This window comes from Oerskovia rustica, assembly GCF_014836555.1.
Taxonomy (GTDB): Bacteria; Actinomycetota; Actinomycetes; order Actinomycetales; family Cellulomonadaceae; genus Oerskovia; species Oerskovia rustica.
Map to the genome: position 1 here is coordinate 16676 of NZ_JACSQQ010000025.1, position 26219 is coordinate 42894.

Consider the following 26219-nt stretch of genomic DNA (forward strand, 5'->3'; position numbering starts at 1 on the left):
GGCGGGCTTCGACGCGGCGAGCGGGTGAGAGCGCGTGCACCGGTCCGGCTCCCTTTGACCGCGTCGCCTTTCCGTCGATAAGATGTCTGACGGTGCAGTGCGCCTACCGCCCTACCCCCTGCCTGAGACGTGACGCGTCCGTCGTGTTCGTCGTGGCGGGGCCGTTCCGTGCTCGGAGCGGAGGTCACCGGTGGTGACCACCACAGCAGCATCCCTATCCGAACTACTTCCTGTCCGCATCGGAGCATCGAACTCAATGACCATCTCCACCCCCGCGAAGTCCGCACCTCAGGTTGCCATCAACGACATCGGCACCGAAGAGGACTTCCTTGCCGCCATCGACGCCACCATCAAGTACTTCAATGACGGTGACATCGTCGAAGGCACGATCGTCAAGGTCGACCGTGACGAGGTTCTCCTCGACATCGGCTACAAGACCGAGGGCGTCATCCCCTCCCGCGAGCTGTCCATCAAGCACGACGTGGACCCCGGGGACGTCGTCAAGGTCGGTGACGCAGTCGAGGCCCTCGTCCTCCAGAAGGAGGACAAGGAAGGTCGCCTGATCCTCTCCAAGAAGCGCGCTCAGTACGAGCGTGCCTGGGGCACGATCGAGAAGATCAAGGAAGAGGACGGCGTCGTCACCGGCACCGTCATCGAGGTCGTCAAGGGCGGCCTCATCCTCGACATCGGCCTGCGCGGCTTCCTGCCCGCGTCGCTGGTGGAGATGCGCCGCGTCCGCGACCTCCAGCCGTACGTCGGCAAGGAGATCGAGGCGAAGATCATCGAGCTCGACAAGAACCGCAACAACGTCGTCCTGTCGCGTCGTGCGTGGCTCGAGCAGACGCAGTCCGAGGTTCGCTCGACCTTCCTGCAGACCCTGCAGAAGGGCCAGGTGCGCCCCGGTGTCGTCTCCTCGATCGTCAACTTCGGTGCGTTCGTGGACCTCGGCGGCGTCGACGGTCTGGTGCACGTCTCCGAGCTGTCCTGGAAGCACATCGACCACCCCTCCGAGGTCGTCGAGGTGGGCCAGGAGGTCACGGTCGAGGTCCTGGACGTCGACTTCGACCGCGAGCGCGTCTCCCTGTCGCTGAAGGCGACGCAGGAGGACCCGTGGCAGACCTTCGCCCGTACGCACGCCATCGGTCAGGTCGTGCCGGGCAAGGTCACGAAGCTCGTTCCGTTCGGTGCGTTCGTTCGCGTCGAGGACGGCATCGAGGGTCTCGTGCACATCTCCGAGCTGGCTGTCCGCCACGTCGAGCTGCCCGAGCAGGTCGTCAACGTCGGTGACGAGGTCTTCGTCAAGGTCATCGACATCGACCTCGAGCGTCGCCGCATCTCGCTGTCGCTCAAGCAGGCCAACGAGGGCGTGGACCCGGAGTCGGACGACTTCGACCCCGCGCTGTACGGCATGGCTGCCGAGTACGACGAGCAGGGGAACTACAAGTACCCCGAGGGCTTCGACCCCGAGACCAACGAGTGGCTCGAGGGCTTCGAGTCGCAGCGCGAGACGTGGGAGTCGCAGTACGCGAAGGCTCACGAGCGCTGGGAGGCTCACCGCAAGCAGGTCGCCGAGGCTCTCAAGGCCGACGACGAGGCTGCCACCTCGGGCGAGTCCGCGAGCTCCGCTGCCACCTACTCCTCGACCCCGGTCCAGGAGGAGGCTGCCGGCACGCTGGCTTCCGACGAGGCGCTCGCCGCTCTGCGCGAGAAGCTCACCGGTAACTGATCTCCTCCTGGCCTCACGGCCAGGGTGATGTCATGACGAGGCCCCCCCCCCGCGGGTGGCGGGCCGTCGTCGTCCCCGGGACCGGCTCCTACCCGTCGAGGGCAAGGGCGAGGAGTGCCGGGGATGGCCCCTAGGCTGTGACGATGCAGTGGACCACCGAGAGCACCCGCACCGCCTACGAGAACCCGTGGATCAGGGTGCGGGAGGACCGCGTGACCCGGCCTGACGGTGCGCCGGGCATCTACGGGGTCGTCGAGCTGCGATGGCCCGCGGTCTTCGTCGTGGCCCTCACGGACGCCGACGAGGTGGTGCTCGTGACGCAGCACCGCTACACCACCGACACGCTCTCGATCGAGGTCCCGGCCGGGGCGAGCGACGGTGAGGAGCCCGTCGTCGCGGCCCAGCGGGAGCTCCTCGAGGAGACGGGGCTCCGCGCCCGGGAGTGGACACGGGTCGGTGGTATGGACGCTCTCATCGGAGTCGCAAGCGCCCCCGAGCACGTGTTCGTGGCTCGGGGGCTGACGGGGACGCTGAACCGGCGGGGGGCCAGCGGGAGCGATGCGCCGGACCGCGCGGTGCGGGGGCTGTCGTCGAGCCAGGCCGAGGAGGGCATCTCGCGTGTCGAGGCCGTGCCGTTCGCCGAGGCGTTGGCGATGATCTCGGCCGGGACCATCCGCGACGGGGAGACCATCGCGGCCCTCGCTCTCGCCGGGCTGTGGCTGGGCCGCTTCGCCTGACCAGGAGCGAGTCAGACCGCGACGCTCTCCTCGGCGTCCTGGGGCCCGCGCGCCTCGTCGGACGGGCCCGCCGTGTCGCCCGTCGCGAACTGCGTCCGGTAGAGCTCGGCGTAGAGACCACCGAGCCGCAGGAGGTCGGCGTGGGTGCCTGTCGCCACGACGCGCCCCTGGTCGAGCACGACGATCATGTCGGCCTGGCGGATCGTGGACAGCCGGTGGGCGATGACGAGGGACGTCCGACCGTCGAGAGCGGCGTCCAGCGCGAGCTGGACCGCCGCCTCCGACTCGGAGTCGAGGTGCGCGGTCGCCTCGTCGAGGACGACGAGGGCCGGCGCCTTGAGGAACAGGCGCGCGATCGCGAGCCGCTGACGTTCGCCTCCCGAGAGCCGATAGCCACGGTCGCCGACCACGGTCTCGAGGCCGGCGGGCAGGGACTCGACGAGATCGGCGACGTGCGCCTGGCGCAGCGCCGTCCAGAGCTCGGCGTCCGTGGCGTCCGGCCTCGCGTAGCGCAGGTTGCCGGCGATCGTGTCGTGGAAGAGATGGGCCTCCTGGGAGACGACGCCCACGGTGTCCTGCAGCGAGCGCTGGGTGACCTCGCGCAGGTCGCGCCCGGCGATGCGCACGGCGCCGCCCGTGGGGTCGTACATCCGCGTGACGAGCTGGGAGATCGTGGTCTTGCCCGCACCGGAGGGGCCCACGACCGCGACCATCGCACCAGCGGGGACGTCGAACGAGACGTCCGTCAGGGTGTCGCTGGTCGGGTCCGAGCTCACGGTCGCGACGGCCTCGAGCGAGGCGAGCGAGACGTCGGCGGCGCCGGGATAGCGGAAGGTGACGTGCTCGAGGGCGAGGGTCGCGCCGTGGCGAGCGACGTCGTCGGACAGGTCGCGCGCGTCCGGCGCGTCGGTGACCGACGGCTCGAGGTCGAGGACCTCGAGGACGCGCTCGAAGCTCACGAGCGCGGTCATGACGTCCACCTGGACGTTCGACAGCGCGGTGAGGGGCCCGTAGAGGCGGGCGAGGTAGGCCGTGAGGGCGACGACGACGCCGACCGTGAGCGTGCCGCGGATGGCCATGACGCCGCCGAGCCCGTAGACGATCGCGACGGCGACCGAGGCGACCGTCGTGAGCGCGACGCGGAACACGGTCGCGTACATGGCCGAGGTCACGCCGATGTCGCGCACACGGCCGGCCTGCTCGGCGTACGTCGCCGACTCCTGCTCGGGACGGCCGAAGATCTTGACCAGGTGCGCGCCCGCGACGTTGAAGCGCTCGTTCATCATCTGCGCGGCGTCGGCGTTGAGGGCGTAGCTCTCGCGCGTGATGCCGGCCAGCTTGCGGCCGACCCAGCGTGCGGGGAGCACGAACACGGGGAGCAGGGCGAGCGCGATGAGGGTCAGCTCCCAGGACATCGAGAGCATCGCGGCGAGCACGAACACGACCGTGAGCAGGTTCGAGAAGACGTTGGACAGCGTCGAGGTGAACGCCTGCTGGGCACCCAGGACGTCGCCGTTGAGGCGCTGGACGAGGGCACCCGTGCGCGTCCGGCTGAAGAAGGCGAGCGGCATGCGTTGCACGTGGTCGAAGACCGCGGTGCGCAGGTCGAAGATGAGTCCCTCGCCCACCCGGGCGGAGAACCAGCGCTCGCCGATGCTGAGCAGACCGGACACGAGCGCGATGCCGGCGACGACGAGCGAGATCTCGACGACGACGTCGACACGGCCGGCCGTGATGCCGTTGTCGATGAGCGACTTGAACAGGAGCGGGGTCACGGCGCCTGCCGCGGCGTTGAGGGCGATGAGCACGAGGAACACCGCGAGCTGCGCCTTGTAGGGGCGCGCGAAGGCGAGGATGCGTCGGACCGTGCCGCGGTGGAGCCGCTGCTTGGCCACGGACGAGTCCTGGCGGAAGGTGCGCATGCCGGAGCCGCCACCGAAGGACGAGGGGAAGGACATGGAGCCTCCTGGGGGTCGGAGGGGAGGTCGGCGGAGGAGGGGCCTCGACGCCGTTAGTGAGCCTACCTCACCATGAGTTGGTTCACAAGAGGTCGTCGGACGGCTAGTCTCGTGCCTGTGACGACAGACTTCGACGCCGAGAACGCCGAGTTCCTCACCCTGCTGCACGCCGCGATGCGCGCCGTCCGGAGGGAGGCGGGGGAGCGGCTCGAGCGCGCCCGGACCACGCCCGGGCAGTACCGCATGCTGCGGGCGCTCGACCGCTGCGACGGCCCTCAGCGGCCCGGCGCGCTGGCCGGCATCCTCGACGTCGCCCCGCGGTCCGTGACGTCCAAGGTCGACGATGCCGAGGCCGCCGGGCTCGTGCGCAGGCTGCCGGACCCGACCGACCGGCGCGCGACCCTCGTCGAGCTCACCGACGAGGGGCGCGAGACCCTCGCTGCGGTCGCCGCCGAGCGTGAGACGAGCGCGGGCACCCTGCTCTCGCGCCTCGACGCCGACGACCGGCACGAGCTCCTGCGCCTGCTGCGCGTCGTGGCGGGGGAGGCCGGTGCCTCCTCGAGGCGTGCGCACGGGGCATGACTGGCAGGATGGACCCATGTTTCGCGTAGGCCTGACCGGCGGGATCGCAGCAGGAAAGTCCGTGGCCCTCGATCGGTTCGCCGAGCTCGGGGCCTGCGTCATCGACGCCGACGTGCTCGCCCGTGAGGCCGTCGCGCCCGGCACCGTGGGCCTCGAGGAGGTCGTCCAGGCCTTCGGCGACGGCGTCCTCGCACCCGACGGGTCGCTCGACCGTGCACGGCTCGGGACCATCGTGTTCGGCGACGACGAGGCGCGGCGCCGGCTCAACGGGATCGTCCACCCGGAGGTCCGTCGCCTGTCGGCCGAGCGCGAGGCCCTCGTCGCCGCGCGTGACCCGCGCGCCGTCGTCGTGCACGACATCCCGCTGCTCGTCGAGACCGGTCAGGCCGAGTCCTTCCACCTCGTCGCCGTGGTCGTCGCCCCCGAGGGCGTGCGGCTCGAGCGCCTCGTGACCTCGCGTGGCATGCGCGAGGACGAGGCCCGGGCCCGGATCGCCGCGCAGGCCACCGACGCCGAGCGGCTCGCGGTCGCCGACGTCACGCTGGACGGCAGCGGCACGCCCGAGGCGCTGCGTGCCGAGGTGGACGCCCTGTGGGAACGCGTCGTGCGCGAGACCGCGGAGGAGCTCGCATGACCGTCCTGCTCTCGGGCTTCGAGCCGTTCGACGGCGCCGCGACCAACGCCTCCTGGCAGGCCGTGAGCGCGCTGCGCGACGCGTGGGACGGGGCCGAGCCTCTCGTTGCTGTCGAGCTGCCGTGCACGTTCGCGGGAGCGTGGCCCGCCCTGGAGGCCGCGATCGAGGAGCACCGGCCCCGGGTCGTGGTGGCCGTGGGCCTCGCGGGCGGGACGAGCGCGGTCCGCCTCGAGCGGGTCGCGATCAACGTGGTCGACGCGCGCATCCCCGACAACGCGGGATCGGCGCCCGTCGACGTCCCCGTCGTGGAGGGCGGCCCGGCCGCCTACTTCACGACCCTGCCCCTCAAGCCGGCGCTGGTCGCGGTGCGCGAGGCCGGGGTGCCCGTCGCGGTGTCGAGCACCGCCGGGACGTACGTGTGCAACGCGACGTTCTACGACCTCGCGCGCTGGGCCGACGGGCGGGACGACGTGCGTGCGGGATTCGTGCACGTGCCCGCGGTGGGCGGCCCGGGAGGTTCGTCGCCCGACGGCGGGTCCCTGCCGCTCGCGGCTCACGTCCGGGCGTTGCGGGTCGTCGTGGAGACGGCGCTGGCCGACCTCGACCGTCGCCTCGCCCCCGAGGCGGCGCGCGCCGTCTCGGCAGGCGCCGAGCACTGACGGGACGGCGGCCGCGAGCAGGTCCGAGCGGGCACTGGCCACGCCGGGGACGGCCGAGGCCCTCGGGGGATATCCCCTGAGGGCCTCGGCCGTTCGTCAGCGGGACGTCAGCTCGTGGTGCGCTTGCGTCGCGCCAGCAGGACGAGCCAGGTGCCGCCTGCGAGGAGAGCCGCGGCGACCACGACGATCAGCGCGGTCTGCGCGCCGGTGGCGGCGAGGCCGCCTTCCTCCTGGCCGCTCGCCGTCTGAGCGGGCTTCGCGGGCGCAGTGGCGCTCGGGGACGGCTGGGGGTCGGCGACCGGGGTGGCCTCGTCCAGCGGGACCGGAGGCGCGGTGGTGGCGAGAGGAGCCGGAGTCTCCTTCTCCACGGGCGTCTCGGGGGCCGGGGTCTCCTCCTCGGTGCCGGTCTCGGGCTCCTTCTCCTCGCCGCCCGTCCCCGGGTCCTTCGGGGTGGTGGGCTGCTCGCAGCCGAGCGTCGCCGAACCGGTCCACGGGAAGTTGTGGTGCTCGAGGCCGCCGCTGGCTCCCGCCCCGCCGAACGTCAGGTCCCCACCGATGTACAACCGACCGTTGGTGTGGGTCTTCTGTGCGACGTCGGCCTGTGGTGCCAGGATCGAGCCGACGGTCTGGCTGCTGCTCGTCATGGTGAGCTTCGTGGCGTCGGGGAAGTTCCACAGGATGCGGGGGGCCCACTTGCCGAGGGCCGCTCCCGCGTCGATCCGGTCGCTGCCCGCGGCGATGTAGTTCAGCGAGAGGTCCGGCGTCCTGCCCGAGACGTTCACGACGATCGGTGCGGACGCCCCGACGTTCTCGAACGTGACCTCACCGCGCAGGCTCGCCACCTGCTCGGCGGAGACGTCGAAGACCTGTACCGCGGACGAACCGTCGCCGGTCAGGACCTTCCCGGCGAGGCTCCCGGTCGCGGGCTTGCTCGCCAGGTCGGCCGAGACCTTGTCGAGCTCGGCCCCGAGGGCCTTGGCCTGGGGTGCGGGCACGGGCGAGTGCGGGGACTTCTTCCCGCCGTTGAGCTCGAAGGTCCCCTCGATGGCGCCGCCGGCGACGACGTTCCCGCCCTTGTCGAGCCGGTGGGCGACCTCGACACGTCCGGACTTGACGGTCACAGCCCCGGCGGCCAGGACCATGTCGCTGCCGCTCGGCGGCGTGAACTGGGACCCGGCGCCGACCACGCCGAGGTTCATCAGGTCGCCCGTGTCGATGGTCACCGACCCCTGGGAGACGAGGACGCCCTCGGACTCCTTGGCCCCGCCCAGCGCGGTGTAGTCGCCGCCGACGAAGACGGCCACACCCTTGTCGGTGAACAGCGGCGTGTTCGTGAGGCCACCGGTGAAGTCGGGGCAGTCGGTCCCGAGGGCTGTCGCGGGCAGCGGGGTGGTGGCGAGGGCGGGGGCCGCGCCGAGGCCCAGCAGGCCGGTGGTCAGGGCGCCGGCGGCGAGCGCGCCGAGGAGGGTGCGCTGGGGTGTCCTGCGCGTCGAGCTGAGGAACATCGATGTCTCCGGGGTCGAGGCCGAAAGTAAGGTCTACGTACTAATCCACGGCCCAGGATGGCCCGACGTCTGGTTTGTCAGGGGATATCAGGAGATGCGCGAGGATCACCGGCACAGTATTGGGCCCCGTCGCGACACGCCAAATCCCTCGCCGGGTGAAAGTCCCCGTTCAGGTCGCGCCTTCGTCGACCGTGGGCTAGCGGCGGTCGATAGTTCGCTTGTCGGTGGTTCGCCGTACCGTGGAACCATGCGTCCCGTCACCGATCTGCAGCGCACCGTCGCCCCGTTCGAGGTCATCTCCGACTACACGCCGTCAGGTGACCAGCCCACCGCGATCGCCGACCTCTCGCAGAGGCTGCGGGCGGGTGAGAAGGACGTGGTGCTGCTCGGGGCGACGGGGACCGGGAAGTCCGCGACGACGGCCTGGCTCATCGAGGAGCTGCAGCGCCCCACGCTGGTCATGGCCCCCAACAAGACCCTCGCGGCCCAGCTGGCCACCGAGTTCCGGGAGCTGCTCCCCAACAACGCGGTCGAGTACTTCGTGTCCTACTACGACTACTACCAGCCCGAGGCGTACATCGCGCAGACGGACACCTACATCGAGAAGGACTCCTCGATCAACGACGAGGTCGAACGCCTCAGGCACTCGGCGACGTCCTCGCTCCTGACGCGGCGCGACGTCGTCGTCGTGGCCTCGGTGTCCTGCATCTACGGCCTCGGCACGCCGCAGGAGTACGTGGACCGCATGGTCCGTCTCGACGTCGGCGACCAGGTCGAGCGCGACGCGATGCTGCGGCAGTTCGTGACCATGCAGTACACCCGCAACGACCTGGCCTTCACGCGAGGTACCTTCCGGGTGCGCGGCGACACCGTGGAGATCATCCCGGTCTACGAGGAGCTCGCGATCCGGATCGAGTTCTTCGGCGACGAGATCGAGGCGATCCACCTGCTGCACCCGCTGACGGGTGACGTGGTCCGTTCGGAGACGAGCGTCAACCTGTTCCCGGCGACGCACTACGTCGCCGGTCCGGAGCGCATGGAACGCGCGATCACCTCGATCGAGTCCGAGCTGGAGCAGCGGCTCGCAGAGCTCGAGCGGCAGAACAAGCTCCTCGAGGCTCAGCGTCTGCGCATGCGGACCACGTACGACATCGAGATGATGCGCCAGATCGGGTCGTGCTCGGGCATCGAGAACTACTCGCGACACATCGACGGCCGAGAGGCCGGCACGGCCCCGCACACGTTGCTGGACTACTTCCCCGAGGACTTCCTCCTCGTGATCGACGAGTCCCACGTCACGGTCCCGCAGATCGGGGCGATGTTCGAGGGCGACATGTCGCGCAAGCGCAACCTGGTCGACCACGGTTTCCGCCTGCCGAGCGCCATGGACAACCGGCCGTTGCGCTGGGAGGAGTTCGTCGAGCGGATCGGGCAGACGGTCTACCTCTCGGCGACCCCGGGCAAGTACGAGCTCTCGATGTCGGACGGTGTGGTCGAGCAGATCATCCGGCCCACGGGCCTGGTCGACCCGGAGATCGTCGTCAAGCCGACGACGGGGCAGATCGACGACCTGCTCCACGAGATCCGCGAGCGGGTCGAGCGCAACGAGCGCGTGCTGGTCACGACCCTGACCAAGAAGATGTCCGAGGACCTCACGGACTACTTCCTGGAGCGCGACGTCCGCGTCCGGTACCTGCACTCCGAGGTCGACACCCTGCGGCGCGTCGAACTGTTGCGCGAGCTGCGCATGGGCGAGTACGACGTCCTCGTGGGCATCAACCTGCTCCGTGAGGGGCTCGACCTGCCCGAGGTGTCCCTCGTCGCGATCCTCGACGCCGACAAGGAGGGCTTCCTGCGCTCCGGGACGTCCCTCATCCAGACGATCGGGCGTGCCGCCCGCAACGTGTCCGGCCAGGTCCACATGTACGCCGACAAGATCACACCGGCCATGGCACAGGCGATCGAGGAGACCACGCGGCGTCGCGAGAAGCAGGTCGCGTACAACCTGGAGCACGGCGTCGACCCCACGCCGCTGCGCAAGAAGATCGCCGACGTGACGGACATGCTCGCCCGTGAGGACATCGACACGCAGGAGCTCCTCGCCGGCGGCTACCGCCAGCCCGGCAAGGGGCGCGCGCCGGTCCCGGGGGGGCCCAAGGAGGGCGCGACGACGGCCAACCGGCTCGCGGGGGTCGCCGCGGGCGAGCTCGCGGACCTCATCCAGGAGCTCAGCGACCAGATGCACGCGGCGGCGGCCGAGCTCCAGTTCGAGCTCGCCGCGCGGCTGCGTGACGAGATCTCCGGGCTCAAGAAGGAGCTGCGGCAGATGCAGTCGGCCACTGCCTGAGCGCTGGTACGCCCGGGCCGACGTCGTCGGTCCGGTGACGGCGACGGAACGAGGGATGCCATGGCACGCACGGTCCAGATCACGTTCGACGCGGCCGACCCGAAAGGCCTCGGTGCCTTCTGGTGCGTCGCGCTGGGGTACGTCGAGCAGCCCCCGCCGGAGGGGTTCGCCGACTGGGAGTCCGCCATGGCCGCGTGGGGCATGAGCCCGGACCGGTACAACGCGTTCTACGCGGTCGTGGACCCGGACGGCGTGGGGCCACGGATCTTCATCCAGCAGGTCCCGGAGCCGAAGACGGCCAAGAACCGCATGCACATCGACGTGGGCGTCGAGGGTGAGGGGGCCGACCGCGTACGCAACGTCCGGGCGCACACCGAGCGCCTCGTCGCGTTGGGGGCGACGCTGCTCCAGGAGATGGACGAGAACGGCGAGTTCTGGATCGTCCTGCAGGACCCGGAGGGCAACGAGTTCTGCGTCCAGTGAGGGGGGAGCGCGCCACGGGGCTGCCTGCTCCGGGAAGGTTCGGCGGGCCCGGGCGGTTGTGGGAGGCGTGGGAGCTCGCCTCGTGCCATGCCCTATGCTTGCTCAGTTGAAGGGGAGTATTCCCGAAACGGTGATGTCGTCATCACGGCCGGCGCAGTCGTCGGCCCGGTGTCACCGGTCCTGCACGGTCACCTCTCGCAATCGCCTCCGGGCGCATCGGTGACCGCGAGGGCGGAAGAGACCTTCGGTACTCGACGCTACGTACCGGAGGTATGAGTGATGGATGTTCCTGTCTGGATGTGGGTCGCGACGATCGGCATGATCCTCGCGATGCTGGCCTTCGACTTCGTGGGTCACGTCCGCACCCCGCACGCTCCCACCCTCAGGGAAGCCTCGTGGTGGTCCGCCGGCTACGTCGGCATCGCGATCCTCTTCGGCGCCGGGATCTGGGCCTACTTCGGCTCGGTCTACGGCGGGGAGTACTTCGCCGGGTACATCACCGAGAAGAGCCTGTCGGTCGACAACCTCTTCGTGTTCGTCCTCATCATGACGAGCTTCCGGGTGCCCAGGCTGTACCAGCAGAAGGTCCTGCTGATCGGCATCACGATCGCCCTGGTCCTGCGCACGATCTTCATCTTCCTGGGTGCCGCGCTGATCGAGAACTTCAGCTGGGTCTTCTACATCTTCGGCGCCTTCCTCATCTACACCGCGTACACGCAGGTCAAGAGCGCGCGTGAGCACGACGACGAGGAGTACAAGGAGAACGGTGTCCTGCGCCTCACGCGTCGTCTCTTCCCGACGACGGACGCGTACGTCGAGGACAAGATGTTCACGAAGATCGACGGCAAGCGCTACATCACGCCGATGCTCATCGTGATGATCGCCATCGGCAGCGCCGACCTGCTGTTCGCGGTCGACTCGATCCCCGCGATCTTCGGACTCACGCAGGAGACGTTCCTCGTCTTCGCGGCCAACGCGTTCTCGCTCCTGGGCCTGCGCCAGCTCTACTTCCTGATCGACGGTCTCCTCGACCGGCTCGTGTACCTCGCCTGGGGCCTGGCCGCGATCCTCGGCTTCATCGGGATCAAGCTCCTCATCCACGCGCTGCACAAGAACGAGATCCCGTTCATCAACGGTGGCGAGCACGTCACTGCCATCCCTGAGATCTCGACGGCCGTCTCGCTCAGCTTCATCCTGGTCACGCTCGCCATCACGACGATCGCGAGCCTCGCCAAGGACAAGAGCGACCGTCGTCGCCTGGAGAAGGAAACCTACTGATGCAGCACGAGCTGCCGTTCTGGTTCGAGGCGGCGTCCCTGACGACCCTCGTCGTCCTCCTGCTCGTCGACCTGGTGATCGTGGGCCGTCGCCCGCACGTGCCGTCGATGAAGGAGAGCGGCCTGTGGGTGGCGTTCTACGTCGCCCTGGCACTGGCCTTCGGCGGCCTCGTCGCCCTCGTGGGCGGCAGTGCTCCCGCGGTCGAGTTCTACGCGGGCTGGCTCACCGAGTACAGCCTCTCGGTCGACAACCTCTTCGTGTTCGTGATCATCATGACGAGGTTCGCCGTGCCGCGGGAGCACCAGCAGAAGGTGCTCATGGTGGGGATCATCGTGGCGCTCGTGCTGCGGGGGGCTTTCATCCTCGCGGGGGCCGCGATCATCGCCCAGTTCGTGTGGGTCTTCTACCTCTTCGGGGCGTTCCTGATCTACACCGCGATCAAGCTGGTCGTGGGCGGGGACGAGTCGGAGGAGTACCAGGAGAACCGGCTCATCCGGTCGCTGCGCCGGGTGCTGCCGCTGTCGCCCACGTACGACGGCGGCAGGCTGCGCACCGTGGTCGACGGCAAGCGGCTCTTCACGCCCATGCTGATCGTGTTCCTCGCGATCGGCAGCACGGACCTGCTGTTCGCGTTCGACTCGATCCCGGCGATCTTCGGGCTCACGCACGACCCGTTCATCGTGTTCACGACGAACGTCTTCGCCCTCATGGGGCTGCGTCAGCTCTACTTCCTGCTGGGCGGCCTGCTCGAGCGGCTCGTGTACCTGCCGATCGGCCTCGCCGTGATCCTGGGGTTCATCGGGATCAAGCTGATCCTCGAGGCCCTGCACGAGAACACGTTGCCGTTCATCAACGGCGGACAGCACATCGAGGCCGTCCCGACGGTGCCGATCTGGCTCTCGCTCGTGGTCATCCTGGGTGCGCTCGGGGTCACGACCGTGGCGAGCCTGCTGCGGACGCGTGGTCAGCAGCAGGACGAGTCCCTGCCCGACGACGTCGACGCGGCCTCGTAGGCCCGTCGCGGCGGGCACTGCTCGCCCAGTGACGCGAACGGCCCGTCTCCCTCCGGGGAGACGGGCCGTCGTACGTTCGCGGACGGTGGTGGCGGTCGCCCTCTCGGGGCTCCGGCGAGAGGTCAGGCGCGGTCGGCCCAGGGCCCGATCACAGGTGCCCACGGTCGGACCGTCCGACGCGTGATGACGTTCTCCCGGGCGAACGGGTCGGCGTCGAACGCGCGCGCGACCGCCGCCTCGTCCGGGGCGTCGACGAGCAGGAGGGCGCCGGCCGGGTTCGCCGCGTCCTGGGCGAGGGGCCCGGAGGCGAGCAGCGTGCCCTCGTCGAGCAGGCCGCGCAGGAAGGCGCGGTGCTCGGGGCGGAACTCGTCCAGGACGGCGGGCTTGTCGGCGTAGGTGTAGGTCACGGCGAAGATCGGCATGGCGACATTGAAGCACCATCGCGCGTGGGGCCGGTCGACGGGGTCGTACCTGGTGCGGACGCGGCGCTCACCGGCCCTGACGTGGTCCGTGGAGGCAGCGCGGACGACGAGGGCTACCAGCCGCGCTCGCGCCACTCGTCGAGGTGGGGTCGTTCTGCCCCGAGCGTCGTGTCGGCGCCGTGGCCCGGGTACACCCACGTGGCGTCGTCGTACCTGTCGAAGAGCCTGCTCGTGACGTCCGCGTAGAGCAGGGCGAAGCGCTCCGGGTCGTTCGACGTGCTCCCCACGCCGCCCGGGAACAGCGAGTCCCCCGTGAACAGGTGCGCGCGGCCGGGCACCGCGCCCGGGGCGCTCGCGTGCTCGGGCTCTCTGTAGACGAGCGTGACCGACCCGGGGGTGTGACCGCGCAGGGCGACCACCTCGAGCGTGAGGTGGCCGAGGACGATCGTGTCGCCGTCGTGCAGGGGTCGCGAGACGGTGGCGCCGGTCGCCTCGGTGACGGCCTCCGCGTCGGGGGCCCCGGCTGCGAGCTGCGCGCCGGACGCGGCGGCGATCGAGGCGAGCGCCCCGACGTGGTCGAGGTGCCGGTGCGTCGTGACGACGAGGTCGAGGCGGGCGGTCGGGGAGCCCTCTCGGACGAGCTCCAGGAGCCGGTCGGGCTCGGCCGCCGCGTCGACGAGGAGCTGTGCGCCGCTCCTGCGGCACGTCAGGAGGTAGGCGTTGTTCTCGGACGGTCCGACGGCGAGCTTGCGGACCTCGACCTCGTCCAGGACCCGCAGGTCGCTCGGGCCTGCGACCATGACGTCTCCGGTGTATCCCACGCGGATCTCCTCGCTGCGCTGGTTGTCGTCCTCGTGGACGACCGGCCGCCGGTGTGACGAGCCTCTCGTGCCGAGTCTGGCACGCCGGGGGAGGGGGTGACGCCGCTGCTCACGGGGACGACGGGCGTACGCCCGTGGTCATCGGCGGGGTCCTCGGGGCGGTTGCCGGACGACCGGTGGTCGAACAGGTGTGCGAATGTCAGGGGCGAGGCATACGATGCTTCGGTGAGCAACCGCCTTGTCATCGCTGGTGCCCGTGAGCACAACCTTCGCAACGTCGACCTCGACCTGCCGAGGGACCAGCTCATCGTCTTCACAGGCCTCTCCGGGTCCGGAAAGTCCTCCCTCGCGTTCGACACGATCTTCGCCGAGGGGCAGCGCCGCTACGTCGAGTCGCTGTCCGCGTACGCCCGCCAGTTCCTCGGGCAGATGGACAAGCCGGACGTCGACTTCATCGAGGGGCTGTCGCCCGCGGTGTCGATCGACCAGAAGTCGACCAACCGCAACCCGCGGTCGACCGTGGGCACCATCACCGAGGTCTACGACTACCTGCGCCTGCTGTTCGCGCGCGCCGGGACCCAGCACTGCCCGGTCTGTGGCGAGAAGGTCCAGGCGCAGACGCCGCAGCAGATCGTGGACCGCCTCCTCGAGCTGCCCGAGGGGACCCGCTACCAGGTCCTCGCTCCCGTGGTGCGCGGTCGCAAGGGGGAGTACGGCGAGCTCTTCAAGGAGCTGCAGTCCAAGGGGTTCGCGCGCGCCCGCGTCGACGGTGAGGTCGTCCAGCTCACGGATCCTCCCGCGCTCGAGAAGAAGCTCAAGCACGACATCGAGGTCGTGATCGACCGCCTCGTCTCGCGCGAGGGCGTCCAGCGCCGGCTCACGGACTCGGTCGAGACCGCGCTCGGGCTCGCCGGTGGGCTCGTGGTCGTCGAGCTCGTCGACGCGGACGCGGACGACCCGCAGCGCGAACGACGCTTCTCGGAGAAGCGTGCGTGCCCCAACGACCACGAGCTCACGCTCGACGAGATCGAGCCCCGCACCTTCTCGTTCAACGCGCCCTACGGCGCGTGCCCCGAGTGCACGGGCATCGGCTTCCGTCTCGAGGTGGACCCGGACCTCGTCGTCCCGGACGACGAGAAGTCCCTCGCCGAGGGCGCGGTCGCGCCCTGGGCGCAGATCTCCTCGGAGTACTTCACCCGTGTCCTGACGGCACTGGCCTCGGACCTGGGCTTCTCCATGGACGTGCCGTGGCGCGCGCTGCCTCAGCGCGCCCAGCAGGCCGTGCTGTACGGGCAGAACCACGAGGTGCACGTCCGGTACAAGAACCGTTGGGGGCGCGAGCGCCAGTACTCGACCGGATTCGAGGGAGTCGTGACGTTCCTGGAGCGTCGCCACGGCGAGACCGAGTCGGAGTGGTCCAAGGAGAAGTACGAGGCGTACATGCGCGAGACGCCGTGCCCGGTGTGCCAGGGCACGCGCCTCAAGCCCGAGGTCCTCGCCGTCAAGGTCGGCGACAAGTCGATCGCCGAGGTCTGCCGGCTCCCGCTGCGCGAGGCCGCGGCCTTCCTCGGCTCGCTCGAGCTGGGCACGCGCCAGAAGGCCATCGCGACCGAGGTCCTCAAGGAGATCGACGCGCGCCTCGGCTTCCTGCTCGACGTCGGGCTGGACTACCTCTCGCTCGAGCGTCCGGCCGGGACCCTCTCGGGTGGTGAGGCGCAGCGCATCCGTCTCGCGACGCAGATCGGCTCGGGGCTCGTCGGCGTCCTGTACGTCCTCGACGAGCCGAGCATCGGTCTGCACCAGCGGGACAACCGCCGGCTCATCGACACCCTCACGCGGCTGCGGGACCTCGGGAACACGCTCATCGTCGTCGAGCACGACGAGGACACCATCCGGGCCGCCGACTGGATCGTCGACATCGGCCCCGGCGCCGGCGAGCACGGTGGGCGCGTCATCCACTCGGGCGACTACGCAGGACTCCTGGAGGCCCCCGAGTCCGTCACGGGCGCCTACCTCGCCGGGCGCCGCAGCATCCCGCTGCCCGCCGCCCGCCGCCCCGTCGACAAGGACCGTCGGGTCACGGTCATCGGCGCCCGCGAGCACAACCTCGAAGGCATCGACGTGAGCTTCCCGCTCGGCACCCTGACCGCGGTCACCGGGGTCTCGGGGTCGGGCAAGTCCACGCTGGTCAACTCGATCCTCTACACCGTGCTCGCGAACGAGCTCAACGGCGCGCGCCAGGTCGCGGGTCGGCACCGCCGGATCACGGGGCTCGAGAACCTCGACAAGGTGGTCCACGTCGACCAGGGGCCCATCGGCCGCACCCCGCGGTCCAACCCCGCCACGTACACGGGGGTCTGGGACCACGTCCGCAAGCTCTTCGCCGAGACGAGCGAGGCCAAGGTCCGTGGCTACACACCCGGCCGGTTCTCGTTCAACGTCAAGGGTGGCCGCTGCGAGGCGTGCTCGGGCGACGGCACCATCAAGATCGAGATGAACTTCCTGCCGGACGTCTACGTCCCGTGCGAGGTGTGCCACGGTGCGCGGTACAACCGCGAGACGCTCGAGGTGCACTTCAAGGGAAAGACCGTCGCGGACGTGCTCGACATGCCGATCGAGGAGGCCTCGGAGTTCTTCGCCGCTGTCCCGACGATCTCGCGGCACCTCAAGACGCTCTCCGAGGTCGGCCTCGGCTACGTGCGCCTGGGGCAGCCCGCGCCCACGCTCTCGGGTGGCGAGGCCCAGCGCGTCAAGCTCGCGAGCGAGCTGCAGAAGCGCTCGACGGGGCGGACCATCTACGTGCTGGACGAGCCCACGACGGGGCTGCACTTCGAGGACATCCGCAAGCTCCTCGCAGTGCTCCAGTCGCTCGTCGACAAGGGCAACTCGGTGCTCGTGATCGAGCACAACCTGGACGTCATCAAGAACGCCGACTGGGTCATCGACATGGGTCCGGAAGGTGGGTCCGGCGGTGGTCGGGTCATCGCGGAGGGTACGCCCGAGCAGGTGGCAGCGGTCCCCGCGAGCCACACGGGGCGCTTCCTCGCCGAGGTCCTCACGGGTGACCCCATCCCGGTCGCCCCCTTGCCCAAGAAGTCGTCCGCCGCCAAGGCCGGGACGGGCAAGGCGACGGCGGCGAAGGCCCCTCGCAAGACCTCTGCGCGCAAGTCGTCCACGACGGCGGCCGCCACCGAGGGCGCCTCGTCGGTCACGGCCTCGGCCGCCCTGAAGAAGGCTGCGCCCGCGAGCGACTGAGACCGCCCACCGACCGCCCGGAGGGGCCAGGTCCTGCCGGCGCCCGGATCGCCGGGCGCCGGGGCGCCTCAGGCCGCGTGCGTGCGCAGCGGCGCGGGTTCGAGGAGCACGGGGAAGTTCACCGAGCGCGCCAGGAAGCAGTGGTCGTGCGCGCGGCGGTGGATCTCGGCCACGGCGGACTCGGTGACCCCGGGCCCGTCGTCGACCACGACGTGCGGGTGCAGCGTGACGTCCGTGAACTGGCCGGCCCCCGCGGACTCGACCCGCATGGTGCCGGTCACCTCGTCCGTGTAGTCGCGCACGACGACCCCCGCGGCCGACGCGAGGTGCAGGAACCACAGCATGTGGCACTGCGACAGGCTCGCGACGAACAGCTCCTCGGGGCTGTACCGGCTCGGGTCGCCGCGGAACGCGGGATCGGCCGAGCCGGGGAGCGTCGGCCGACCGGCGAGGTCGACGTCGTGGTCCCGGCTGTACGCGGTGTAGGTGGTGGTTCCGGTCTGGCCTGCGCCGGTCCAGCGGACGGTCGCGGCGTAGGAGTGAAGGGCGCCCATGCGGTCACCCTAGCGGCGGTCGGGCGTTCGTGTGTGACGGGCGTCACGTGAAGCGCGCCGACGGGGGTCCTGACTGTGGGTGCGCTGTCCTAGGCTGGCGGACATGGCTGATCCGTCCTCGTACCGCCCCGCACCGGGGGAGATCCCCACGTCACCGGGCGTGTACCGCTTCCGCGACGAGCACGGCCGCGTCATCTACGTCGGCAAGGCGAAGAACCTGCGTGCGCGCCTCGGCAGCTACTTCCAGGACCTGTCGAACCTCCACTACCGCACCCAGACGATGGTCACGACGGCCGCGTCGGTCGAGTGGACGGTCGTGGGTACCGAGGTCGAGGCCCTCGCGCTCGAGTACTCGTGGATCAAGGAGTTCGACCCGCGGTTCAACGTCAAGTACCGCGACGACAAGTCCTACCCGTACCTCGCGGTGACCCTGGGGGAGCAGTTCCCGCGCGCGCAGGTCATGCGTGGCGCCAAGCGCCCGGGGACCCGCTACTTCGGTCCCTACGGGCACGCCTGGGCGATCCGCGAGACGCTCGACCTGCTGCTGCGGGTCTTCCCGGTCCGCACGTGCTCGGCGGGCGTCCTCAAGCGGGCCCAGCAGACGGGTCGCCCGTGCCTGCTCGGCTACATCGACAAGTGCTCGGCGCCCTGCGTCGGCCGCATCACGCCCGAGGACCACCATGCGCTCGCCGAGGACTTCTGCGACTTCATGGCGGGTGACACCGCGAAGTTCATCCGCCGGGTCGAGGCGAAGATGAAGGAGGCGGCAGCGGCCATGGAGTACGAGCAGGCCGCCCGCCTGCGCGACGACATCCTGGCTCTCGAGCGGGCCATGGAGAAGAACGCCGTCGTGCTCGGCGACGCGACCGACGCGGACATCTTCGCGCTCGCGGGTGACGAGCTCGAGGCCGCGGTGCAGGTCTTCCACGTGCGCGGTGGCCGAATCCGTGGGCAGCGTGGCTGGATCGTCGAGAAGGTCGAGGACGTGACCGACGCCGAGCTCGTCGAGCACCTCCTGCAGCAGGTCTACGGCTCGGTCGACGAAGCCCTCGGCGACTCCTCGACCCCGTCGTCGAGCGTCGTCCCCCGGGAGGTCCTCGTCCCGGTCCTGCCGCCCGACACCGAGCAGGTCGTCGCGTGGCTCACGGGCCTGCGGGGCGCCAAGGTCGACGTGCGGGTGCCCCAGCGCGGGGACAAGCGCGAGCTCGCGGCGACCGTGCACAAGAACGCCGAGCACGCCCTCGCGCTGCACCGCACGCGCCGCGCGGGCGACCTGACCACGCGCAGCCAGGCGCTGCGCGAGATCCAGGAGGCGCTGGGCCTCGACACCGCGCCGCTTCGCATCGAGTGCTACGACGTGTCCACCACGCAGGGCACGCACCAGGTCGCGTCCATGGTCGTCTTCGAGGACGGGCTCGCGCGCAAGAGCGAGTACCGCCACTTCGCGATCCGCGGCCCCGAGGGACTGGGCGCGCGGGACGACACCGCGGCCATGCACGAGGTCATCACGCGTCGTTTCAAGCGCTACCTCGCGGACCGCTCCCAGGCCACGGACGTCGAGATGGACCTGGGGGCCGACGACGACACCGCGAGCGACGCGGACGCCGTCGCCGCGGGCTACGTCCCGCGCTCGGGCGAGGTGGGCGCGGACGCCCCTGCGGGTCGCGCCGCCCGCTTCGCCTACCCGCCCAACCTCGTCGTGGTCGACGGCGGGCCGCCCCAGGTCGCCGCGGCGGCCCGGGCGCTCGCTGAGCTCGGGATCGACGACGTCGCGCTCTGCGGGCTCGCGAAGCGGTTGGAGGAGGTCTGGCTGCCGGGGGAGGACTACCCCGTGATCCTGCAGCGGAGCTCCGAGGGGCTGTACCTGCTGCAGCGGGTCCGGGACGAGGCCCACCGGTTCGCGATCTCCTATCACCGCAAGAAGCGCGGCAAGGCCATGACCGTGTCGGTGCTGGACGACGTCCCGGGTCTCGGGCCCGCGCGCAAGAAGGCGCTCCTCACCCATTTCGGCTCGCTCAAGCGGTTGCGTGCGGCGTCTGCGGAAGAGATCGCGACCGTCCCCGGCATGGGAGCTGCGACCGCGGCAGCGGTCGTGGCGGCACTCGGGCCCGCGACGCCGCCACCCGCCCGTGGCGCGGCGCCCGACGACGCCCCGACCGGTTCGCCCGAGGACGCCGCACCCCTGACCGGCGCGTCCGAGGAGGGGGCGCCGGCGTGACGGCTCAGGGCGTGCGTCCGCCCGTGTGGACCGCTCCGCCCGAGGTGCGCGGCGTCGTCGGGCAGGGGGTCTGGGGCCGGACACGCCCGGGACGCGCGCAAGGGTCGCCCGGCCCGGCGCTCCGCGACCGGCTGGCATGCTGGTGACATGAGTACTGAACCCTCCCCGACGACCGTCCCGCAGGGCATCCCCGCGATCGAGGCGACCACGCACGCCCCCGAGCGGTCCGACGCCGAGGTCCTGGTGATCACCGGGATGTCGGGCGCCGGGCGCTCGCGGGCGGCCGCGGTGCTCGAGGACCTGGACTGGTACGTCGTCGACAACATGCCGCCGCGCATGCTCGTTCCCCTCGTCGACATGATGACCCGGGCAGGGTCGAGCGTGCAGCGGATCGCGGCCGTCGTCGACGTGCGCGGAGGCGGCTTCTTCACGGACCTCCTCGACGTCCTCAAGCACCTGCGCGACGCCGGGGTCTTCTACCGGATCCTGTTCCTCGACGCGTCCGACGAGGTCCTCGTGCGCCGCTACGAGCAGGTCCGGCGACCGCACCCGCTGCAGGGCAACGGGCGGATCCTCGACGGGATCGCCGAGGAGAGGCGGCTGGTCGCGAGCGTCGAGGAGCGGGCCGACGTCGTGATCGACACCTCCGAGCTCAACGTCCACGACCTCGCCCGGGAGGTCCGCGCCGCCGTCGCCCAGGGGACCCCCGACACGCTGCGCATCAACGTGGTCTCCTTCGGGTTCAAGTACGGGATCCCGCTCGACGCGGACCACGTCGTCGACATGCGGTTCCTCGCGAACCCGTACTGGATCACCGAGCTGAGGCACCTCACCGGGCGCGACCAGGCCGTGCGGGACTACGTCCTCGCGCGCCCGGGGGCCCTCGAGTTCGTCGACAGGTACGTCAGTGCGCTCGAGCCCGTCCTGGCCGGATACCTGGCCGAGGAGAAGCGGTACGTGACCATCGCCGTGGGCTGCACGGGCGGCAAGCACCGGTCCGTCGCCATCTCCGAGGTGCTCGCCCAGCGGCTGCGCGCCGTGGGGCAGCGCGTCACGGTGACGGCCCGCGACCTCGGCAAGGAGTAGTCGTGACCCTCGCCAACCCGGCGGTCGTCGCGCTCGGCGGCGGGCACGGCCTGTCCGCGACGCTCTCGGCGCTGCGACTCATGTCCGACCGGATCACGGCCGTCGTGACGGTCGCCGACGACGGCGGGTCCTCCGGGCGCCTGCGCACCGAGCTCGGTGTGCTCCCGCCCGGGGACCTGCGCATGGCGCTCGCGGCCCTGTGCGACGACTCGGAGTGGGGCCGGACGTGGAGCTCGGTCCTGCAGCACCGGTTCTCCTCGAGCGGCGACCTCGACCAGCACGCGGTCGGGAACCTCCTGATCGTCGCGCTGTGGGAGCTGCTCGACGACCCGGTCGCGGGTCTCGACTGGGTCGGCAAGCTCCTGGGCGCCAGGGGGCGGGTCCTGCCCATGGCCGCGGTGCCTCTCGGCATCGAGGTCGACGTGCGGACGGCCGAAGGCCTCTCGACCATCGTCGGGCAGAGCCAGGTCGCGGTGACCCACGAACGCATCGAGCAGCTGCGGCTCGTGCCGCCCGACCCGCCGGCCTGCCCCGAGGCCGTGGACGCCGTCATGGGCGCCGACTGGGTGGTCCTCGGACCGGGCTCCTGGTACTCCTCGGTCATGCCGCACCTGCTCGTCCCCGAGCTCGCGCGAGCCCTGCACGAGACCACGGCGCGGCGCTGCGTCGTCCTCAACCTCTCGAACAGCTCGGGCGAGACCTACGGGCTGACGGCCACGGACCACCTCGAGGCCCTGCACAAGCACGCACCCAGCCTCCGCATCGACGCGGTGCTCGCGGACCCGAGCGCGGTCGACGACGTCGGTCTGCTCGCGGACGAGTCGGCCCGCACGGGCGCCCGGCTGCTGCTGCGCCAGGTGGGGCGGTCGGACGGTACGCCGCGGCACGATGCGCTGCGGCTCGCAGCCGCTCTGCGCGACGTCTTCGACGGGGCCCTGGGAGACGTGGGTACCGCGTCGGGCTGAGGTGTACCGGCCACGACGAACCCGTGCGAGCAGGCCGCTGTCGGCGACCGTCCGGCACCGGTCGACGACAGGGCCCCCAGCGCTCTATGCAGGAGCTCGAGGGGTTGGTCGCGCGGTCGCCGTGGCGCCGTGCCGCGGCGCGTCTCCTGGCAGAAGGCGGTCACGATCGTTGCTCGTTGATGGGAGGATGTCGGCATGGCGTTGACGGCACAGGTGAAGGACGAGCTCGCGCGACTCAAGGTGGACAAGACCTCCTGCCGCAAGGCGGAGGTCTCTGCCATGCTGCGGTTCTCGGGAGGGTTGCACATCATCTCGGGGCGTATCGTGATCGAGGCGGAGCTGGACACGGCGATCGCCGCCCGTCGGCTCCGGCAGACGATCAGCGACGTGTACGGCCACACGAGCGAGCTGATCGTGGTCTCGGCCGGAGGGCTGCGCCGCAGCAGCCGGTACGTCGTGCGGGTCGTCAAGGACGGCGAGTCGCTCGCCCGGCAGACGGGTCTGCTCGACAACCGTGGCCGCCCGGTCCGTGGGCTGCCGCCGCAGGTCGTCTCCGCCGGGGTCGGGGAGGCCGAGGCAGCGTGGCGCGGCGCCTTCCTGGCGCACGGCTCGCTGACCGAGCCCGGACGCTCGTCGGCCCTCGAGGTGACGTGTCCCGGGCCCGAGGCGGCGCTCGCGCTCGTCGGCGCCGCGCGGCGACTGGGGATCGCCGCGAAGGCGCGCGAGGTCCGTGGGGTGGACCGGGTCGTGATCCGGGACGGCGAGGCGATCAGCGCGATGCTGACCCGTCTCGGGGCCCACGAGACCGTGGTCGTCTGGGAGGAGCGGCGCCAGCGCCGCGAGGTGCGCGGGACGGCCAACCGGCTCGCGAACTTCGACGACGCGAACCTGCGCCGGTCGGCCCGTGCCGCGGTGGCTGCCGGGGCCCGCGTCGAGCGCGCGTTCGAGATCCTGGGCCCCGACCTGCCGGACCACCTCCGGGAAGCGGGGGAGCTGCGGCTCGCCCACAAGCAGGCCTCGCTCGAGGAGCTGGGTCAGCTCGCCGAGCCGCCGCTGACGAAGGACGCCGTGGCCGGCCGTATCCGCAGGCTCCTGTCGACCGCCGACAAGCGGGCGGCCGAGCTCGGGATCCCGGACACCGAGGCCGGCCTGAGCCCGGACCTGCTCGACGTCTGACGGTCGGCCTCCCGGGGCGCGTCGTCCGCGGGTGCGGCGGGGCCGCTGCACGGTCACGTGCGGGCCGGAACGCTCCTCGCGCGGTCATGGTCGGCGCGCCGGGTGTGACGTCGGTCTCGGACCCCGGTCACATTCCCACGGTGCGTCCGTGGGCGTCTCAGATCCGCCTCCAGGTCACGGGATGGGGAGCATTGGGTATAGGATCGGGGATGTCAGGTGACAAAGACGTGCTCCTTCACTGAGGTCTTCGGGACCCTGTTGAGTCGCAGCTGTCGCTGTGGCCCTGCGAGATCCCCGGAGTCCACGCCGCAAGGCATCCAGTGGGGGAGTACTTCGCCGTTACCACCTACGTACGCCGTAGTACGTGATCGTTCGGCATCAACCGTGTGCGTCGGAAACACCGGCGCGCCCTGAGGAGGGCATTGTGACCATCCGCGTCGGTATCAACGGCTTCGGTCGTATCGGACGTAACTTCTTCCGCGCCATCATCGCGTCGGGGGCGGACATCGAGATCGTGGGTGTCAACGACCTCACGGACAACAAGACGCTCGCGCACCTGCTGAAGTACGACACCGTCCTGGGTCGTTTCCCGCTGAGCGTCGACTTCGACGAGAACAACATCATCGTCGACGGCAAGGCCATCCGTGCCCTCGAGGAGCGCGACCCCGCGAACCTGCCCTGGGCCGAGCTCGGCGCCGACATCGTCATCGAGTCGACCGGTTTCTTCACCGACGCGACCAAGGCCAAGGCTCACATCGAGGCCGGCGCCAAGAAGGTCATCATCTCCGCCCCGGCGAAGAACGAGGACGGCACCTTCGTCGTCGGCGTGAACCACGAGCAGTACGACCCCGCGACGCAGCACATCATCTCCAACGCGTCGTGCACCACGAACTGCCTCGCCCCGATGGCCAAGGCCCTCAACGACGCGATCGGCATCGAGCGCGGTCTCATGACCACGATCCACGCGTACACGGGTGACCAGAACCTCCAGGACGGCCCCCACAAGGACCTGCGTCGTGCCCGTGCGGCCGCGCAGAACATCGTCCCCACCTCGACCGGTGCGGCCAAGGCCGTCGCTCTCGTGCTCCCCGAGCTCAAGGGCAAGCTCGACGGCTTCGCGATGCGCGTCCCCGTCATCACCGGTTCGGCCACGGACCTCACGTTCACCGCCTCGAAGACCGTCACGGTCGAGGAGGTCAACGCTGCGGTCAAGGCTGCCGCCGAGGGCCCGCTCAAGGGCGTCCTGAAGTACGTCGACGACGACATCGTCTCCTCGGACATCGTCACGGACCCGCACACCTCGATCTTCGACTCGAAGCTCACCAAGGTGAGCGGCGACCTGGTCAAGGTCGTCGCCTGGTACGACAACGAGTGGGGCTACTCCAGCTCGCTCGTCTCGCTCACGCAGTACGTGGGTGCTCGTCTCTGATCTCCGTCCTTCGTGACGTGAGGTGAATTCTGCGTCCGCGTGCGTGGCCGGCCCGGTTGGCCGCCCATGCACGCGGACGCAGTCATGTGTGACGTGACCTGTTTCGACCCTGTTCAGACCAGGAGTGTGCTCATGAAGACCATCGACTCCCTCGGCGACCTGCGCGGCAAGCGCGTGCTCGTCCGCTCGGACTTCAACGTCCCCCTCGACGGGACGACCATCACGGACGACGGCCGCATCCGCGCCGCGCTCCCCACGCTCAAGCGGCTGACCGACGCCGGCGCGAAGGTCGTCGTGACCGCGCACCTCGGGCGTCCCAAGGGTGAGCCCGACGCCAAGTACTCCCTCGCTCCTGTCGCGGCGCGCCTGGGCGAGCTGCTCGGCGCTCCCGTGACGCTCGCGGACGACACCGTCGGTGAGTCCGCCAAGGCCACGGTCGCCGCGCTCGGCGACGGCGAGGTGGCGCTGCTCGAGAACATCCGCTTCGACGCTCGCGAGACCTCGAAGGTCGACGCGGAGCGCGAGTCGCTCGCCGCGGACCTCGCCTCGCTCGCGGACGCGTACGTGTCCGACGGCTTCGGCGTGGTGCACCGCAAGCAGGCGTCGGTCTACGACATCGCCAAGGTGCTGCCGTCCGCGGTCGGCGAGCTGGTCCTCAAGGAGGTCGACTCCCTCAAGAAGGCGACCGAGGACCCCGCGCGCCCCTACGTCGTCGTGCTCGGCGGGTCGAAGGTCTCCGACAAGCTCGGCGTCATCGCCAACCTGCTGACCAAGGCGGACCGCCTGCTCATCGGTGGCGGCATGGTCTTCACGTTCCTCGCCGCCAAGGGCTACTCGGTGGGCAACTCGCTCCTCGAGACGGACCAGATCGACACCGTGAAGGGCTACCTCGCGGACGCCGAGAAGGCCGGCGTCGAGATCGTCCTGCCCACGGACATCCTCGCCGCGGACTCGTTCGCCGCCGACGCTCCCTACGAGGTCGTGCCCGCGGACGCCATCCCCGACGGCAAGATCGGCCTGGACATCGGCCCCGAGTCCGCCAAGCTCTTCGCGAGCAAGATCGTGGACGCCAAGACGGTCGTCTGGAACGGTCCGGCGGGCGTCTTCGAGTTCGAGGCGTTCTCCGGCGGCACCCGTGCCGTCGCGCAGGCCCTGGTCGACGCGACCGCGAACGGCGCGTTCACGATCGTCGGCGGTGGCGACTCCGCGGCGGCCGTGCGCATCCTCGGCTTCGACGAGGCCGGCTTCAGCCACATCTCGACCGGTGGCGGCGCGAGCCTGGAGTTCCTCGAGGGCAAGTCCCTCCCGGGGCTCGCAGTCCTCGAGGCCTGACCCCACCACCGCAGCCTCACGGCTCACAGAAGGTAGACA

The 26219-nt window shown here is 70.5% G+C and carries 21 protein-coding genes; 16 read left to right on the top strand and 5 right to left on the bottom strand.

Annotation, left to right across the window (positions count from 1 at the left end):
• Nucleotides 1–256: 256 nt before the first annotated feature.
• Entirely contained in the window at nucleotides 257–1726 is a 1470-nt protein-coding gene (gene rpsA / locus H9652_RS14195) for a 30S ribosomal protein S1 (protein ID WP_138824533.1), read from the top strand.
• Nucleotides 1727–1869: 143 nt separating this feature from the next.
• A complete protein-coding gene (locus tag H9652_RS14200; protein WP_191796829.1) occupies nucleotides 1870–2463 on the top strand; it encodes an NUDIX domain-containing protein in 594 nt (197 codons plus the stop codon).
• An 11-nt stretch (nucleotides 2464–2474) separates the two neighbouring features.
• Here H9652_RS14200 and H9652_RS14205 read toward each other — a convergent pair whose 3' ends face one another.
• Entirely contained in the window at nucleotides 2475–4421 is a 1947-nt protein-coding gene (locus H9652_RS14205) for an ABC transporter ATP-binding protein (protein WP_191796830.1), read from the bottom strand.
• Nucleotides 4422–4538: 117 nt separating this feature from the next.
• On the opposite strand from H9652_RS14205, the gene H9652_RS14210 reads away from it, so the two are divergent.
• Genes H9652_RS14210 through H9652_RS14220 form a run of 3 tightly spaced genes read left to right on the top strand, consistent with a single transcriptional unit; the run spans nucleotide 4539 to nucleotide 6296 of the window.
• On the top strand, nucleotides 4539–5003 hold the full coding sequence (locus H9652_RS14210) for a MarR family winged helix-turn-helix transcriptional regulator (RefSeq protein WP_318244182.1): 465 nt from the start codon (nucleotides 4539–4541) through the stop codon (nucleotides 5001–5003).
• Nucleotides 5004–5019: 16 nt separating this feature from the next.
• A complete protein-coding gene (coaE, locus tag H9652_RS14215) occupies nucleotides 5020–5637 on the top strand; it encodes a dephospho-CoA kinase (protein WP_191796831.1) in 618 nt (205 codons plus the stop codon).
• Complete coding sequence (locus H9652_RS14220) at nucleotides 5634–6296, top strand: pyroglutamyl-peptidase I (RefSeq protein WP_191796832.1); 663 nt, start codon at nucleotides 5634–5636, stop codon at nucleotides 6294–6296. The genes coaE and H9652_RS14220 overlap by 4 nt, the downstream gene beginning before the upstream one ends.
• Before the next feature lie 107 nt (nucleotides 6297–6403).
• Here the strand turns inward: H9652_RS14220 and H9652_RS14225 are convergent, their stop codons facing one another.
• Nucleotides 6404–7801 carry a choice-of-anchor A family protein gene (locus H9652_RS14225; RefSeq protein ID WP_191796833.1) on the bottom strand — a complete coding sequence of 466 codons (1398 nt, stop codon included), beginning with the start codon at nucleotides 7799–7801 and terminating at the stop codon, nucleotides 6404–6406.
• A 247-nt stretch (nucleotides 7802–8048) separates the two neighbouring features.
• Here H9652_RS14225 and uvrB point away from each other — a divergent pair, with 247 nt between their 5' ends.
• The 4 genes from uvrB to H9652_RS14245 all read left to right on the top strand — a co-directional run bounded on the left by uvrB (nucleotide 8049) and on the right by H9652_RS14245 (nucleotide 12922).
• Nucleotides 8049–10148, top strand: a complete 2100-nt coding sequence (uvrB, locus tag H9652_RS14230; protein ID WP_191796834.1) for an excinuclease ABC subunit UvrB — start codon at nucleotides 8049–8051, stop codon at nucleotides 10146–10148.
• Nucleotides 10149–10208: 60 nt separating this feature from the next.
• Nucleotides 10209–10631, top strand: a complete 423-nt coding sequence (locus tag H9652_RS14235; protein WP_191796835.1) for a VOC family protein — start codon at nucleotides 10209–10211, stop codon at nucleotides 10629–10631.
• Nucleotides 10632–10910: 279 nt separating this feature from the next.
• Nucleotides 10911–11909 (top strand): TerC family protein, encoded by a 999-nt coding sequence (locus H9652_RS14240; RefSeq protein ID WP_191796836.1) that lies wholly within the window; start codon nucleotides 10911–10913, stop codon nucleotides 11907–11909.
• A complete protein-coding gene (locus H9652_RS14245; protein ID WP_191796837.1) occupies nucleotides 11909–12922 on the top strand; it encodes a TerC family protein in 1014 nt (337 codons plus the stop codon). The genes H9652_RS14240 and H9652_RS14245 overlap by 1 nt, the downstream gene beginning before the upstream one ends.
• A gap of 122 nt (nucleotides 12923–13044) precedes the next feature.
• Here the strand turns inward: H9652_RS14245 and H9652_RS14250 are convergent, their stop codons facing one another.
• Together H9652_RS14250 and H9652_RS14255 are read right to left on the bottom strand one after the other, a co-directional pair.
• Nucleotides 13045–13344: a YciI family protein gene (locus H9652_RS14250; protein ID WP_191796838.1), complete on the bottom strand. Its 300-nt coding sequence runs from the start codon at nucleotides 13342–13344 to the stop codon at nucleotides 13045–13047.
• A 113-nt stretch (nucleotides 13345–13457) separates the two neighbouring features.
• Complete coding sequence (locus H9652_RS14255; protein WP_191796856.1) at nucleotides 13458–14144, bottom strand: MBL fold metallo-hydrolase; 687 nt, start codon at nucleotides 14142–14144, stop codon at nucleotides 13458–13460.
• Nucleotides 14145–14390: 246 nt separating this feature from the next.
• Here H9652_RS14255 and uvrA point away from each other — a divergent pair, with 246 nt between their 5' ends.
• Nucleotides 14391–17420, top strand: coding sequence for an excinuclease ABC subunit UvrA (gene uvrA, locus H9652_RS14260; protein WP_191796839.1), 3030 nt, complete (start codon nucleotides 14391–14393; stop codon nucleotides 17418–17420).
• Between the two features lie 68 nt (nucleotides 17421–17488).
• Here the strand turns inward: uvrA and H9652_RS14265 are convergent, their stop codons facing one another.
• On the bottom strand, nucleotides 17489–17974 hold the full coding sequence (locus H9652_RS14265) for an OsmC family protein (protein WP_191796840.1): 486 nt from the start codon (nucleotides 17972–17974) through the stop codon (nucleotides 17489–17491).
• A gap of 103 nt (nucleotides 17975–18077) precedes the next feature.
• On the opposite strand from H9652_RS14265, the gene uvrC reads away from it, so the two are divergent.
• From uvrC to H9652_RS14295, 6 genes are all read left to right on the top strand, one after another.
• Nucleotides 18078–20192 (top strand): excinuclease ABC subunit UvrC, encoded by a 2115-nt coding sequence (uvrC, locus tag H9652_RS14270; RefSeq protein ID WP_191796841.1) that lies wholly within the window; start codon nucleotides 18078–18080, stop codon nucleotides 20190–20192.
• A 147-nt stretch (nucleotides 20193–20339) separates the two neighbouring features.
• Nucleotides 20340–21278 carry an RNase adapter RapZ gene (gene rapZ / locus H9652_RS14275; RefSeq protein ID WP_191796842.1) on the top strand — a complete coding sequence of 313 codons (939 nt, stop codon included), beginning with the start codon at nucleotides 20340–20342 and terminating at the stop codon, nucleotides 21276–21278.
• Between the two features lie 2 nt (nucleotides 21279–21280).
• Entirely contained in the window at nucleotides 21281–22243 is a 963-nt protein-coding gene (locus H9652_RS14280; protein ID WP_318244183.1) for a gluconeogenesis factor YvcK family protein, read from the top strand.
• Nucleotides 22244–22438: 195 nt separating this feature from the next.
• Nucleotides 22439–23419, top strand: coding sequence for a DNA-binding protein WhiA (whiA, locus tag H9652_RS14285; protein WP_030152462.1), 981 nt, complete (start codon nucleotides 22439–22441; stop codon nucleotides 23417–23419).
• A gap of 424 nt (nucleotides 23420–23843) precedes the next feature.
• Nucleotides 23844–24848, top strand: a complete 1005-nt coding sequence (gene gap / locus H9652_RS14290) for a type I glyceraldehyde-3-phosphate dehydrogenase (RefSeq protein ID WP_030152463.1) — start codon at nucleotides 23844–23846, stop codon at nucleotides 24846–24848.
• Nucleotides 24849–24980: 132 nt separating this feature from the next.
• Nucleotides 24981–26180: a phosphoglycerate kinase gene (locus H9652_RS14295; protein WP_191796843.1), complete on the top strand. Its 1200-nt coding sequence runs from the start codon at nucleotides 24981–24983 to the stop codon at nucleotides 26178–26180.
• Nucleotides 26181–26219: the final 39 nt, after the last annotated feature.